Below are 13701 nucleotides of genomic sequence, written 5' to 3'. Positions count from 1 at the left end.
AAGAAAAGCCCATGCGGACCAAACACCGAGACTACCTGGCCCACGCCGAAGCCATGACCAAGCGCAGCAAGGATCTGGTGGCCAAGCACATCGCCGAACGGCGCCCGGTCACGCTCAGCCAGATGGAGCTCGACGACGACGCCACCTTCGGCCAAGCTGCGGCCGATGCGGTGGCGCGCTTCGGCGGTTCATGGACCTTCATCGGCCTGTTCGCGCTGGTGCTGGTGAGCTGGGTAGTGCTCAATTCTTACCTGCTGGTGCGCGGCGGCCACCAGCCGTTCGACCCCTTCCCCTACATCCTGCTCAATCTGTTCCTGTCGATGCTGGCCTCGATCCAGGCGCCGGTGATTCTGATGTCGCAGAACCGCGAGGGCGAAAAAGACCGCCTGAGGGCCCAAAATGACTACCAGGTCAATCTGAAGGCGGAACTTGAGATCATGGCGCTGCACGAAAAAATGGACGCTTTCAAGCTGCAGTTAATCGAGCTGCAGCACGAGCAGCTGCGCGTGCTCAACAAGCTGTGCATCAAGCACGACGTGGAGCCGAGCGTGAAGGTATGAACGTCAAGGTATGAGCGGCAGGCCTTCGTCCCAATACGGCGCCGGCCCGAAACGCGCCGCAAAATAGTCGATGAACACCTGTGTCTTGGGCGGCAAAAAATTGCGGTTCAGGTACTGGGCCGACACCACCGATTCCCCCGCCAGCGGAAAGCCGGCCAGCACCCGCACCAGTTGCCCGCTCTTGATCTGCTGGTACATCGCCCACGTGGCCTGCAGCGCGATGCCAAGGCCGGCGATGGCCGCATCGCGATTGGCTTCGCCATTGTCGCTTTGCAGGCGCCCGCCCACGCGCACCGACAGCACCTTGTCCCCCTCCATGAAGCGCCACGGATTGGTCCCTTCCAGCACCAGGCACGCGTGATCGGCCAGGTCCTCGGGGCGCGCGGGTGTGCCGAATTGTTCCAGGTAGGCGGGCGAGGCGCACAGCCACATGCGGCTAGGCGCCAGCGTACGCGCCACCAGCGCCGAGTCGCGCAGCGCGCCAATCCGCACCGCTACGTCGATCCCGTGCACCGCCATGTCGATCACGCGGTCCGACAGGCGCAAATCGAGCCGGATGCCGGGATACCGGGCCAAAAAGTCGGCCAGCGCCGGCATCAGGTGCAAGCGCCCGAACGAGACCGAGGCCGCCACCCGCAGCAAGCCTTGCGGCTGGCGGTCGGCCCCGCCCACCGATGATGCGGCCTGTTCGGCCGCGTCCAGCAGCGGCACCGCGCGCTCCAGGAAGGCTTCGCCGTCCTGCGTGAGCGTGATCTGGCGCGTGGTCCGGTGCAGCAGGCGCGCGCCAAGTGCACGTTCGAGCTGCGCCATGCGCGCGCTCGACGCGGCCGGCGACAGGCCGAACTCGCGCCCGGCGGCCGACAGATTGTGCGTGGCGCACACGCGCACGAACAGGGCGACGTCCAGCAGATCCAAGCTCATTTGATTGTTTTGGTGAATAGTAATTTCAGCATTATGCAGCTTATCAATCGAATCAATGTGCTTTAGACTGGCTGCATGTTCACAACTTAAGGAAAACAGCATGAAAGCCATCGGCGTCATCAACGGTATTTTGCAGGACATTGACCTGCCGTCCCCCCAGGCTGGCGCGCGCGACCTGGTTGTCAAGGTGGAGGCGGTTTCGGTCAATCCGATCGATCACAAGATGCGCGGCGCCGCGCCCGATGGCGACGGGCCGCGCGTGCTGGGCTGGGATGTGGCGGGCGTGGTTGCGGCGGTGGGCGCCGAGACCAAGCTGTTCAAGGTGGGCGACCAGGTGTTCTACGCGGGCAGCCTCACGCGCCAGGGCGCCAACAGCGAATACCACGTCGTCGACGAGCGCATCGTGGGGCGCATGCCGGCCACGCTGGGGTTCGAGCAGGCCGCCGCGCTGCCGCTAACCAGCATCACCGCCTGGGAAGCGCTGTTCGAGCGGCTCGGCGTCTCCAGCGAGGGCGCTGATCAAGGAAAGAGCGTATTGATCATTGGCGGGGCGGGCGGGGTGGGTTCGATAGCGATCCAGCTGGCCAAAAAGCTGGCTCGCCTGACGGTGGTGGCCACGGCGTCGCGGGCGCAGTCAGCGGCGTGGTGCAAGACGCTGGGGGCGGACCATGTCATCGATCACAACGGCGACATGCTGGCGCAGTTGGCCGCGCTGGGGCTGCCAACGGTGGATTTTATCTTGTGCCTGAACGAGACCGACAAGCACTTTGCCGCGATGGCGGCGGCGATTGCGCCGCAAGGGAAAATTTGCAGCATTGTGCAGAACGTCGGGCCGCTGGCCGTGGAGGAGCTGTTTACCAAGAGCGCGACGCTGGTGTATGAACTGATGTTTACGCGTTCGATGTTCGGCACGGCCGACATGGTCAAACAGCACCAGCTACTCGATAAAGTAGCGAGGCTGGTTGATGAAGGCGTGCTGGTGACCACCCTGGGCGAGAGTTATGGCGCGATCAACGCGGCCAATATCGCTCGGGGGCATGCAACGCTGGAAGGGCGCAGGGCTATTGGCAAGATCGTGTTGTCGGGCTTTTGAGGCGTTGGCGGAATGCGGGCGTTGCCCTTTTCCGCCCTACGTTTGTCACGGCATGCCGGCTTTGCCCTTTTCCGCCTGACGTTTACCACGGACCGTAGGGCGGAAAAGCGCAGCGCATTCCGCCAGCCATTCGCTACAAGGTGCGCAGGGCGATCGGCGAGATCGCGCTGTCGGGCTTTTGAAGTGTTGGCGCAATGCCGGCCTTGCCCTTTTCCGCCCAACGGTTAACGCTAAGCACGGCGCATCGCGCCAGCGATACGCTACAATGCCTGGTTGTTTCCAGAAAGCTGCCCTTCCCGATGTCCACCACCCCCAAGTTCGGCCTGAACGCTCCCCAGAGCGAAGCTGTGATGTATCTGGACGGCCCTTGCCTGGTGCTGGCCGGCGCCGGTTCGGGCAAGACGCGCGTGATCACCCAGAAAATCGCGCACCTGATCGAAGACCGCGGCTACGATCCGCGCACCATCGCCGCGCTGACTTTCACCAACAAGGCCGCGCTTGAAATGCAGGAGCGGATTGCCAAGCTGCTCAAGCAGCCGCGCCAGGCCAAGCAGCTGACGGTGTCGACCTTCCACTCGCTGGGCGTGAAAATCCTGCGCCAGGAAGCGGCCGGCGTAGGCTTGAAGGACCGCTTTTCAATCATGGACAGCGACGACTGCTACGGCCTGGTCCAGGACTTGGCGATCACCACCGACAAGCAGCTGATCCGCAGCATCCAGAACGCGATCTCGCTGTGGAAAAACGGCCTGGTCGACCCGGAAGACGCGATCAAGCAGGCCAAGGACGAAGATGAAGCAACCGCCGCGCGCGTGTTTCGCAGCTACGTGGCCACGCTGGCGGCCTACCAGGCGGTCGACTTCGATGACCTGATCCGCCTGCCGGTGGAACTGTTCCGCAACAACGACCCGATCCGCGACAAGTGGCAGCGCCGCCTGCGCTACCTGCTCATGGACGAGTACCAGGACACCAACACCTGCCAGTACGAACTGGTCAAGCTCCTGGTGACGGGTATCGGCAAAAAGCCGATGTTTACCGCCGTCGGCGACGACGACCAGGCCATCTACGCCTGGCGCGGCGCCTCGGTCGAAAACCTGAAAACGCTGGGCGACGATTTCCCCGACCTGCGGGTCATCAAGCTCGAGCAAAATTACCGTTCCACCACCCGCATCCTGGCCGCAGCCAACGCGGTCATCGGCAACAACCCCAAGCTGTTTGAAAAGTCGCTGTGGTCCGAACACGGCCTGGGCGAGCCGATCAAGGTGCTGGGCATGCAGACCGACGAGCAGGAAGCCGAGCAGGTGGCGATCATGATCTCGGGCGACCGCTTCCAGCGCAAGAACAAGTGGTCCGATTACGCCATCCTGTACCGCGGCAACCACCAGGCGCGTGTGATCGAGCAATCGATGCGCAAGGAACGTATTCCCTACACAATTTCCGGGGGCCAAAGTTTTTTCGACAAGGCGGAAATCAAGGACATCATCAGCTACTTGCGCCTGATCGCCAATGAAGGCGACGACCCGGCCTTTATCCGCGCCGTGACCACGCCCAAGCGCGGCGTCGGCATGGCCACGCTGGAAGTGCTGGGCGAGTTTTCCAAGCAATGGAATTGCTCGCTGTTCGAGGCGACTTTCAAGGGCGGCATCGAAGCCAAGCTGCCCGACCGCCAGCTGTTGCCGCTGCGCGCGTTTGCCAACTTCATCAACCAGCTCGAATCGCGCGCCAGCCGGCCGGGCCCGTCGGGCAGCGGCGAAAATGCCGCCGCCGTGCTGGACGACATGATGAAAGAAATCGCCTACGAAAGTTATCTGTACGATACTTTCGAAGACCGCGCGGCGCAAAGCAAGTGGCAAAACGTGCTGGAATTTGTCAACTGGCTCAAGGAGCGGGGCAATGGCGGCAAGGACAAATCCGGCGAAGAAAAAAACTTGCTGGAACTGACGCAGATGGTCGCCCTGATGAGCATGCTCGAAGGCCAGGACGAAGAGCAGGATGCGGTGCGCATGTCCACCCTGCACGCGTCGAAAGGGCTGGAGTTTCCGCACGTATTCCTGGTCGGCGTGGAAGAAGGTATCCTGCCGCACAAGGGCGACCCGGACGCGCCGGTCGAGATCGTCGCGGCGCGCATCCAGGAAGAACGGCGCCTGATGTACGTTGGCATCACGCGCGCCCAGCGCACCTTGCACATCACCTGGTGTAAAAAGCGCAAGCGGGCCGGCGAGCAAGTCCATTGCGACGTCTCGCGCTTCATCAAGGAAATGGAACTCGATGTGGGCGATGCCGTGCCGACCGAGGCAGAAACGCTCTCGCCCAAGGACCGCCTCGCGAGCCTGAAAGCGCTGCTGGCGACCGCCAAAACATGATCAAGAACATTCAGGAGCCAGTGCAGTGAGCCAGGAAGAACGTTTCGTCGATATTGAACTCAAACTCGTGCACACCGAAGACCTGGTCGAGTCCCTCAACCAGATGGTGTACCAGCAAAGCCGCCGCATCGACCAGCTCGAGGCGATGGTGCACCAACTCGCCGAGCACATTCGCAACAATGCGCAGTCGGCCCCCGGCCTGATCAACGACCGTCCGCCCCATTATTGAAGCCGGTCCGTGTTGCACCTGCACCGGCACATGCATACACGCTTGCGCATGACGCTTCCATAACATCCTGATATCATCTTCGACTGACCGCTGCTGGCTACCCGCCGGCAGTCCACCATTAGCGATCGTGAAAGATGCCATGAACCGTCCTCAGATGCTTATCATCGCCGCCAGCCTCGCGCTGGTCAATTGCGCGGCACTGGCCGCACCGGCCGCCGCCGCGCTGCCGGCCACCAATCCCCTGGCCTCGGCGAGCACGCTGCCTTACGAGTACCCGCCCTTCGACAAGATCAAGGACAGCCATTACCAGCCAGCTTTTATTGCCGGCATGCGCGAAAACCTCAAGGAAATGGACGCGATTGCGAACAATGCGCAAGCGCCCACCTTCGACAACACCATCGTGGCAATGGAAAAATCGGGCCAGTTGCTCAACCGCGTACGCACCATTTTCTCGTCGCTGCAAGGGGCCAATACCAACGACAAGCTCGACGCGATCGACCGCGAGATGGCGCCCAAGCTGGCGGCGCACAGCGACGCCGTCTTCCTCAATGACAAGCTGTACCAGCGCGTCAAGACCCTGTACCAGCGGCGCGCCACGCTCGGGCTCGACCCGGAATCGGCATTTTTGCTGGAGCGCTACAACAAGGACTTTGTGCTGGCCGGCGCCGACCTCAAGCCGGAAGACAAGAAGCGCCTGAAAGCCTATAACGGCCAGATCGCCACGCTGCAAAGCACCTTTGGCCAGAACGTACTCAAGGAAACCAACGCCTCGGCGCTGGTGGTCAATGTGCGCACGGAACTTGCCGGCATGAGTGACGCCGAGATCACCGCCGCCGCCGCCGAAGCGGACAAGCGCGGCCTCAAAGGAAAATTCGTCGTGCCGCTGATGAACACCACCGGCCAGCCCGCGCTGGCGGTGCTGACCAACCGCGCCGTGCGCGAGCGCCTGCTGGCCGCGTCGATGAACCGCGGCAGCCACGGCGGCAAGTTCGACAACCGCGCCGTCGTGCTCAAGCTGGCCAAGCTGCGCGCCGAACGCGCCGCCCTGCTCGGCTACCCGGACTACGCCACCTATTCGCTGCTGGACCAGACGGCGCAAAACACGGCCAACGTCAACAAGCTGCTGTCCGAACTGGCCAAGCCGGCCGTTGCCAACGCGCGCAAGGAAGCAGCTGAAATCCAGAACATCATCGACGCCGAGAAGGGCGGTTTCAAGGTCGCCGCGCACGACTGGGCGTTTTATACCGACAAGGTGCGCGCGGCGCGCTACAGCTTTGACGAAAACCAGCTCAAGCCATATTTTGAGCTCGACAGCGTGCTGGTCAAGGGCGTGTTCTTTGCCGCTGAAAAGCTGTACGGCCTGACCTTCAAGGAACGCAAGGACTTGCCCGTGTACAACGACGACGTGCGCGTGTTCGACGTGTATGACGCCGACGGCAAGCAGTTGGCGATCTTCCTGGCCGACATGTACGCGCGCAGCAACAAGCGCGGCGGCGCCTGGATGAATGCTTACGTGTCCCAGAACAGCCTGCTTGGCAACATGCCGGTCGTGGCCAACCACTTGAACATTCCCAAGCCGCCAAAAGGCGAGCCGACCTTGCTCACCAGCGATGAAGTCAAGACGGCCTTCCACGAGTTTGGCCATGCCTTGCACGGCATGCTGTCAAATGTGAAATATCCCCGTTTTTCGGGCACCAACGTGCCGCGCGATTTCGTCGAGTATCCATCGCAAGTAAACGAAATGTGGATGACGGCGCCCGAAGTGCTGGCCAACTATGCCAAGCACTATAAGACCGGCGCCTTGATGCCGAAGGAGTTGCTCGACAAGGTCGCCGCATCGAAAAAATTCAACCAGGGCTTTACCACCACCGAGTACTTGGCGGCATCGATTCTCGACCAGCGCTGGCACCAGCTGAGCGCGGACAAGGTTCCCGGCGACGTGCTCGCTTTTGAAGCGGCCGCGCTGAAGGAGGCGGGCGTCGATTTTGCGCCGGTGCCGCCGCGCTACCGCAGCACGTATTTTTCGCACAGCATGGGCGGCGACTATTCCGCGGGCTATTACGCCTACCTGTGGAGCGAAAAGCTCGATGCCGACACCGTCGAATGGTTCCGCGAAAGCGGCGGCCTGCAGCGCAAGAATGGCGACCATTTCCGCAAAACGCTGCTTTCGCGCGGCGGCACGGCCGAAGCGATGGATTTGTTCCGCACGTTCCGCGGCCGCGATGCGAAGATCGAGCCTTTGCTGGAACGGCGCGGGCTGGTGGGCAACTGATCGATCGTCAGTCGTAAAAAAACCGCTCTGTACCTGGAGCGGTTTTTTTCGGTCAGGACGGCGAAGGCGTAACTTGTGCCCTCTCAAGGAGGCCGTAGCAAAAGGGGCAACGGTGCAGCAGCACTATATCGTCCTCGCGAAGGCGGCTGTAGCAGATGGGACCGCAGTGCCGCAGAGTTACATTGTCCTCGCGCAGTCGCCGGCGACACCTTTGCCGGTGCACTGGTGCGCGCTGCTGGCGAGAACGTCGGCAGCTACAGCATCAACGGCAACGCGCTGGCCAGTGGCAACTACCTGATCACGGCGCTCGACGGTGTCTTGAGCATCAGCGGCCGTCCGATCACCTTGACGGCCGACGCCAACACCAAGGTCTACGCCAACGCCGACCCGAGCCTGACCTACACGGTCGAAGCGGCAGGCGCCAGCCGTGGCCTGGTGGCGGGCGACAGCTTCACCGGCGCGCTCACCCGCAGCGCCGGCGAAAATGTCGGCAGCTACACGATCAACGCCAATGCACTGAGGAACGGCAACTACCTGATCACGGCAAGCAACGGCGCCTTGACCATCAGCGCGCGGCCGATCACGCTTGCCGCCGACGCCAAGACCAAGGTCTACGGCAGCGCCGACCCGGCGCTGACCTTCACTGCGGAAGCGGCCGGCGCCAGCCGTGGCCTGGTGGCCGGCGACACCTTCACCGGCGCGCTGACCCGCGCCGCCGGCGACAATGTCGGCAGCTATACGATCAATGCCAATGCGCTTGCCAATGGCAACTACGTGATTTCAGCCACTAATGGCGCCTTGAGCATCAGCAAGGCACAGCTGACCGTCACTGCCGATGACCAGGCCCGGCTGTATGGCGCGGTCAATCCGGTCTTTACGCAAACTGTCACCGGCTTCGTCAATGGGGATACGCGCGCCGTGGTCAGCGGTTCGGCCAACGCAACGAGTACCGCAAATGGCATCACGCCAGTGGGGTACGCGGTCATTAGCGCCAACGCAACGGGGCTGGTTGCGACCAACTACGACTTCACCAAACTGGTGGACGGCACGCTGGCGATCACGGCGCAAGACGGCGCAATCAAGGATGCCATCACCAGTGCGCTGTCCGCTACTTCTGTCAAACTTGCCGGCGGCAACCGCGACGAAGTGCTGCAACAAGGCGATGAGCCGGCGTCCTTCGGCTATCGCTTCAATGGCAACGGCAAGCGCAGCCTGGCCAGGTTGAATCTGAAAGTGGTCAACAACGGCATCAAATTGCCGGATGCGGTGCAGCTCGGCGAGGTGCCTGAAGACTAAGCAGGTTGGGCGGCGGGGCCACCCGCCGGCCCCGCGGCGGGAACAGGAACACTTTGCGTCTGGAGAAAGGGTAGACTGTTGCCTTTTGCTCAAGGAGGCAATATGGCTTGGCTGGTCACAAAATACCTGATTACGGCAGGCTTGGTCGTGCTGATATCGGAAGCGGCAAAACGCAGCGACCGGCTCGGCGGCCTGTTCGCTGCGTTGCCATTGGTAACGTTCCTTGCGCTGATCTGGTTGTATCTTGAAAAGCAGCCGCCGGAAAAGATCGCCAATCACGCCTGGTACACATTCTGGTACGTGGTACCGACGCTGCCGATGTTCCTCGCTTTTCCCGTGCTGTTGCCGCGTTTGGGATTCTGGCTCACGCTCATTGCCAGTGTCGGCATTACGGCCTGTTGTTTCGTGGCGTTTGCTGTCGTGATGCGCCAGTTCGGCGTCGAGTTGCTTCCGTGAGCGCGCCCGCCTTGACCGTGCCTGGCATTGTCCCGTAACGTCATGTTTCCTTCCAAACGCATCAGCACCGCGCTCATGCTGCTCGTCATCGCAGCGACCTGGATCAAGCCGCCCGACCCGATGGAACAGGCAATGCATGGCTCCCTGACCGTGCTTGCCCTGTTTTTGATGTGGCGCTATAGCGCGCGCCTGCAGGTTGGCGACCGGGATTTTTTCTTCATGGCCTTGTTCCTGTCCGTGCATTCGATCGCGGCGCGCTGGCTGTATTCGTATGTGCCCTACGATGCATGGGGCCAGAGCCTGTTCGGGTTTTCCATCAATGCCACGATGGGCTGGACGCGCAATCACTTCGACCGGCTGGTGCATTTCATGTTCGGTGCCTGTTTTACGCCGTGCATTGCCTCGTACGTGATCCGGCGCTATGTCGTCACGCCACTGCGCGCCTTTGTGATCGCCATTTCGGCCATCATGATCGCCAGCCTCTGGTATGAGTGGTTCGAGCTGGCCGTCGCCATGACGCTTTCCGGCAAGGACGCCGAAGCCTACAACGGCCAGCAGGGCGATATGTGGGACGCGCACAAGGACATGCTGATGGCGACCTTGGGCAGCCTGGGCTGGGCGCTGGTGTATGCCCGCAGCAGTGCGGGCGTGGCACCGGCGCCCCAGCCATGAATGTCGCGCGTCCCGCGTAGCACGGCAAGATCTGCAAGGTATCGTGCCGCGATTCCTTGTCGAATAAAATGGAAAAATAGTTTCGCCTCCTTATACTTGGTTCCATTGAGCTGCACCTTGATGGATAACCTGAAGGAGTGAAAATGATGTTTAATTTGAAAAGTGTTCTTGCTGTCTGCCTCACCGGTGGCGCACTGTCGGCCTGCTACGTGATGCCGCTGAACCAGACCATGCCCGGCGGGGGCGGCTACAGCGCCTCGGGCACCGCGATCATCCCGATGGCCGCGATCCGCGCGCCTTACACGGCCCGCCTGTATCCGGGCAACCAAGCAGCCTCGCGCATGGGGGCCACGTCGGGCATCATCAGCAATCCGGAAGACGGGCACGGCCAGTTTTCGTTCAATGTGGGCGGCGAGTCTTACCAGGGGGAAGCGACGCGCGCGCCCCACTCGTCCAAGGGCCTGGCCAATGCCAGCGGCAACCGCGGCGGCTTTGCGCGCTGCGACTATGCGATGAGCAGTGCCACGCTCGGTTCCGGCTCGTGCCTGTTTGCCAACGGCGCGCGGTACGACCTGCATGTTTCCCAATAAGCCTGCGCGCCCGGCATGGCCGCCGGGGGCGTTTCGGTGTAAAGTTACTGGTATGGCTTTACTTAACATTGGAGACTGCAACAACAATGAGTGTTCAGGAATTACACGGTATTACATTAGAATCGATCCTGACGCGCCTGGTGGAGCATTACGGGTGGGAAGCGCTGGGCAAGCAGATCGACATCAAATGCTTCAACAGCGACCCGAGCGTCAAGAGCAGCCTGACTTTTTTGCGCAAGACCCCCTGGGCGCGCAGCAAAGTGGAAGAGTTGTACCTGCAGACGCAGTTCACACCATAAATCGAGGATGACATGTTGAATCAAGACACAGCAAACCTCAAAGCCCATTTGCAGGACTTGCACGCCAATCTGGCCCAGACCGGCGACATCGATGAAGAATTGCAGTCGCTGCTGCGCCAGCTCGACGGCGACATCCGCACCCTGCTCGAACGGCGCACGGCGATTGACGCCCCCGCCGCCGCCGTTGACGACGCCGAATCGCAGACCTTCGGCCTGGCCGAGCGCACCCAGGAACTTACCGCCCGCTTCGCGGTCGACCATCCGCGGCTTGAGCCTGCGCTGCGCGAACTGGGGCGCATGCTCGCCAATATGGGAATCTGATCGCGCCTTAACTGTGCAGCTTGCCTGCACAGTCGATCGCGCAGCAGATTGCACCGCGCTGCCTGTTTTTGTGGCGCAAACGTCACAAGTTATTGATAATCAAGACGTTTTTGCATGATCCCCGTCTGGAATTTTCCGGCAGGGCGAGTCGGCAGCGCGCGTTTTCCGGTACAATACCGGCCAATGAACTCCCCAATCAACCTGTTTGCGACCGTCCCCAAGCGGTCTAGCCGCGCTTCCGCCGCGCCTTTCCTTCCCATGTCCCGCGCCGAAATGGCCGACCTGGGCTGGGACCAGTGCGACGTCATCCTGGTCACCGGCGACGCCTATATCGACCATCCGAGTTTCGGCATGGCGCTGGTCGGCCGCCTGCTCGAGGCGCAGGGTTACCGGGTCGGCATCATCAGCCAGCCCGATTGGCTGTCGGCCGAACCGTTCCGCGCGCTGGGCAAGCCGCGCCTGTATTTCGGCATCACCGCCGGCAACATGGACTCCATGGTCAACCGCTACACGGCCGACCGCAAGATCCGTTCCGACGACGCCTACACGCCCAACGGCGAGCCGAACAAGCGTCCCGACCGCACCGTCACCGTCTACGCCCAGCGCGCGCGCGAAGCCTTTCCCGACGTGCCCGTCATCATCGGCTCGATCGAAGCATCGCTGCGCCGCATTGCCCACTACGATTACTGGTCCGACAAGGTGCGCCGCTCGGTGCTGCCCGATTCCAAGGCTGACCTGCTACTGTTCGGCAATGCCGAGCGGGCGCTGGTCGACCTGACCCACCGCATGGCGGCCGGCGAAAGCATCAAGGATATCCGCGACCTGCGCGGCACCGCCTTCATGGCCCCGGGCGGCTGGCTGCCGGGCCCGGACTGGGGCGTGCACAATTCGAGCCGGGTCGACGTGCCCGGCAAGGTTGACCCCCTTCCCGATCCGTACGCCATGGCCCAGGAAGACAAGGCCGCCTGCGCCACTGAAAATGCATCAGGCATCGCCTCGACCCCGCCGCTTGAGGTCATCAAGCCGATCCGCATCATGACGCGCGAAGAGCGCCAGGCCATGCTGCGCGAGCAGCACAACAAGACCGTGGTGCGCCTGCCGTCGTACGACGTGGTCAAGGACGACCCGGTCATGTACGCGCACGCCTCGCGCGTGTTCCACCTGGAATCGAACCCCGGCAATGCGCGCGCCATCGTGCAGGCGCACGGCGAGCGCGACGTCTGGATCAACCCGCCGCCGCTGCCGCTGGCGATGGATGAAATGGACGGCGTGTACGACATGAATTACGCGCGCGCCCCGCATCCAAGCTACGGCAAGGCCAAGATTCCGGCCTGGGACATGATCCGCTTTTCGGTCAACATCATGCGCGGCTGCTTTGGCGGCTGCACCTTTTGCTCGATCACGGAGCATGAAGGGCGGATCATCCAGAGCCGCTCGGAGCCGTCGATCCTGCGCGAAATCGAGCATATCCGCGACAAGACCAAGGGTTTTACGGGTACCATTTCCGACATGGGCGGGCCAACCGCCAACATGTACCGGCTCGCCTGCAAAGACAAGGCGATCGAGGTATCGTGCCGCCGCCTGTCGTGCGTGTATCCGACCATTTGCGTCAATCTGGGTACCGACCACAGCAAACTGATCTCGCTGTACCGCAAGGCGCGCGCCATTCCGGGCATCAAGAAAGTGCTGATCAGCTCGGGCTTACGTTATGACCTGGCCGTGCGTTCGCCCGAATACGTCAAGGAACTGGTTACCCACCACGTGGGCGGCTTGCTTAAGATTGCGCCCGAGCACACCGAGGAAGGCACGCTGTCCAAGATGATGAAGCCGGGCATCGGTGCCTATGACGAGTTCAAGGAAATGTTCGACCGTTTCTCGCTGGAAGCCGGCAAGAAGCAGTACCTGATTCCCTATTTCATCGCCGCCCACCCGGGCACAACCGATGAAGACATGCTCAATCTGGCGCTGTGGCTAAAGAAAAACAACTTCAAGCTCGACCAGGTGCAAACCTTCATGCCCACGCCGATGGCCATGGCAACGACCATGTACCATTCGCGCAAGAATCCGCTGCACAAGGTGACGGCCGATTCCGAGGTCGTCGAGACCGCCAAAAGCGGCAAGGTGCGGCGCGCGCACAAAGCCTTTTTGCGCTACCAGGACCCGGCCAACTGGCCGATCCTGCGCGAGACGCTGGTCAAGATGGGCCGTGGCGACCTGATCGGCAATGGCGACCGGCACCTGGTGCCGAGCTGGCAGGCGTCCGAAGACGGCGGCCTGGCTGCGGGCGAGCGCAAGCGCCAGACCTCCGGCGCCGGCACGCTCGACAAGTTCGCCGCCGCGCCCAAGCGCAAGACCGAGCGCGCAAGTGCGCCCACGCCGTTCATCGCGCCCGAATCGAAGGTGCGCGCCTCGATCCTGTCGACCATCAAAACGCGTCACAAGGTCGCTGCAGCCCCCGCCGCCAAAGCGCGCCCCGGCCGCAAATAGCGTTGCCATCAAACCGGGGTCAGACCACTTTTGCAAAACTGCAAAAGTGGTCTGACCCCGGTTTGATTTTTTGGCAAGCCGTTGTTGTCATGCACGGCGGATCGGGTTTTTCGCCTGTTCTGTAACGAACAATCGTACAATCGGA

General features: G+C 62.0%; 13 protein-coding genes. 12 read left to right on the top strand and 1 reads right to left on the bottom strand.

The window, feature by feature from the left end:
• Nucleotides 1-11: 11 nt before the first annotated feature.
• Nucleotides 12-560, top strand: coding sequence for a DUF1003 domain-containing protein (locus ACP7BV_RS10070; protein ID WP_426103675.1), 549 nt, complete (start codon nt 12-14; stop codon nt 558-560).
• Between the two features lie 3 nt (nt 561-563).
• On the opposite strand, the gene ACP7BV_RS10065 is transcribed toward ACP7BV_RS10070, so the two are convergent.
• Complete coding sequence (locus tag ACP7BV_RS10065) at nt 564-1481, bottom strand: LysR family transcriptional regulator (protein WP_426103674.1); 918 nt, start codon at nt 1479-1481, stop codon at nt 564-566.
• Nucleotides 1482-1581: 100 nt separating this feature from the next.
• On the opposite strand from ACP7BV_RS10065, the gene ACP7BV_RS10060 reads away from it, so the two are divergent.
• The 11 genes from ACP7BV_RS10060 (at nt 1582) to ACP7BV_RS10010 (ending at nt 13556) form a co-directional block, all read left to right on the top strand.
• On the top strand, nt 1582-2574 hold the full coding sequence (locus ACP7BV_RS10060; RefSeq protein ID WP_426103673.1) for a zinc-binding alcohol dehydrogenase family protein: 993 nt from the start codon (nt 1582-1584) through the stop codon (nt 2572-2574).
• Between the two features lie 299 nt (nt 2575-2873).
• Nucleotides 2874-4934, top strand: a complete 2061-nt coding sequence (locus ACP7BV_RS10055; RefSeq protein WP_426103672.1) for a UvrD-helicase domain-containing protein — start codon at nt 2874-2876, stop codon at nt 4932-4934.
• Nucleotides 4935-4959: 25 nt separating this feature from the next.
• Nucleotides 4960-5163 carry a SlyX family protein gene (locus ACP7BV_RS10050; protein ID WP_426103671.1) on the top strand — a complete coding sequence of 68 codons (204 nt, stop codon included), beginning with the start codon at nt 4960-4962 and terminating at the stop codon, nt 5161-5163.
• A gap of 139 nt (nt 5164-5302) precedes the next feature.
• Complete coding sequence (locus ACP7BV_RS10045; protein ID WP_426103670.1) at nt 5303-7435, top strand: M3 family metallopeptidase; 2133 nt, start codon at nt 5303-5305, stop codon at nt 7433-7435.
• A gap of 75 nt (nt 7436-7510) precedes the next feature.
• Entirely contained in the window at nt 7511-8731 is a 1221-nt protein-coding gene (locus ACP7BV_RS10040) for an MBG domain-containing protein (RefSeq protein ID WP_426103669.1), read from the top strand.
• Between the two features lie 102 nt (nt 8732-8833).
• Nucleotides 8834-9187 carry a DUF3147 family protein gene (locus ACP7BV_RS10035; protein ID WP_426103668.1) on the top strand — a complete coding sequence of 118 codons (354 nt, stop codon included), beginning with the start codon at nt 8834-8836 and terminating at the stop codon, nt 9185-9187.
• 42 nt (nt 9188-9229) lie between these two features.
• Complete coding sequence (locus ACP7BV_RS10030; protein ID WP_426103667.1) at nt 9230-9859, top strand: DUF2238 domain-containing protein; 630 nt, start codon at nt 9230-9232, stop codon at nt 9857-9859.
• Between the two features lie 143 nt (nt 9860-10002).
• Entirely contained in the window at nt 10003-10449 is a 447-nt protein-coding gene (locus ACP7BV_RS10025) for a hypothetical protein (RefSeq protein WP_426103666.1), read from the top strand.
• A gap of 86 nt (nt 10450-10535) precedes the next feature.
• Nucleotides 10536-10748 (top strand): VF530 family DNA-binding protein, encoded by a 213-nt coding sequence (locus ACP7BV_RS10020; RefSeq protein ID WP_426103665.1) that lies wholly within the window; start codon nt 10536-10538, stop codon nt 10746-10748.
• A 12-nt stretch (nt 10749-10760) separates the two neighbouring features.
• On the top strand, nt 10761-11069 hold the full coding sequence (locus tag ACP7BV_RS10015; RefSeq protein WP_426103664.1) for a DUF4404 family protein: 309 nt from the start codon (nt 10761-10763) through the stop codon (nt 11067-11069).
• 183 nt (nt 11070-11252) lie between these two features.
• Entirely contained in the window at nt 11253-13556 is a 2304-nt protein-coding gene (locus tag ACP7BV_RS10010) for a YgiQ family radical SAM protein (RefSeq protein ID WP_426103663.1), read from the top strand.
• Nucleotides 13557-13701 lie beyond the last annotated feature (145 nt).

The organism is Massilia sp. TSP1-1-2, from assembly GCF_049896185.1.
Lineage (GTDB): Bacteria > Pseudomonadota > Gammaproteobacteria > Burkholderiales > Burkholderiaceae_D > Telluria_A.
The sequence above is the reverse complement of the archived record's forward strand: the minus strand, read 5'-3'. Positions and strand labels throughout refer to the sequence as shown.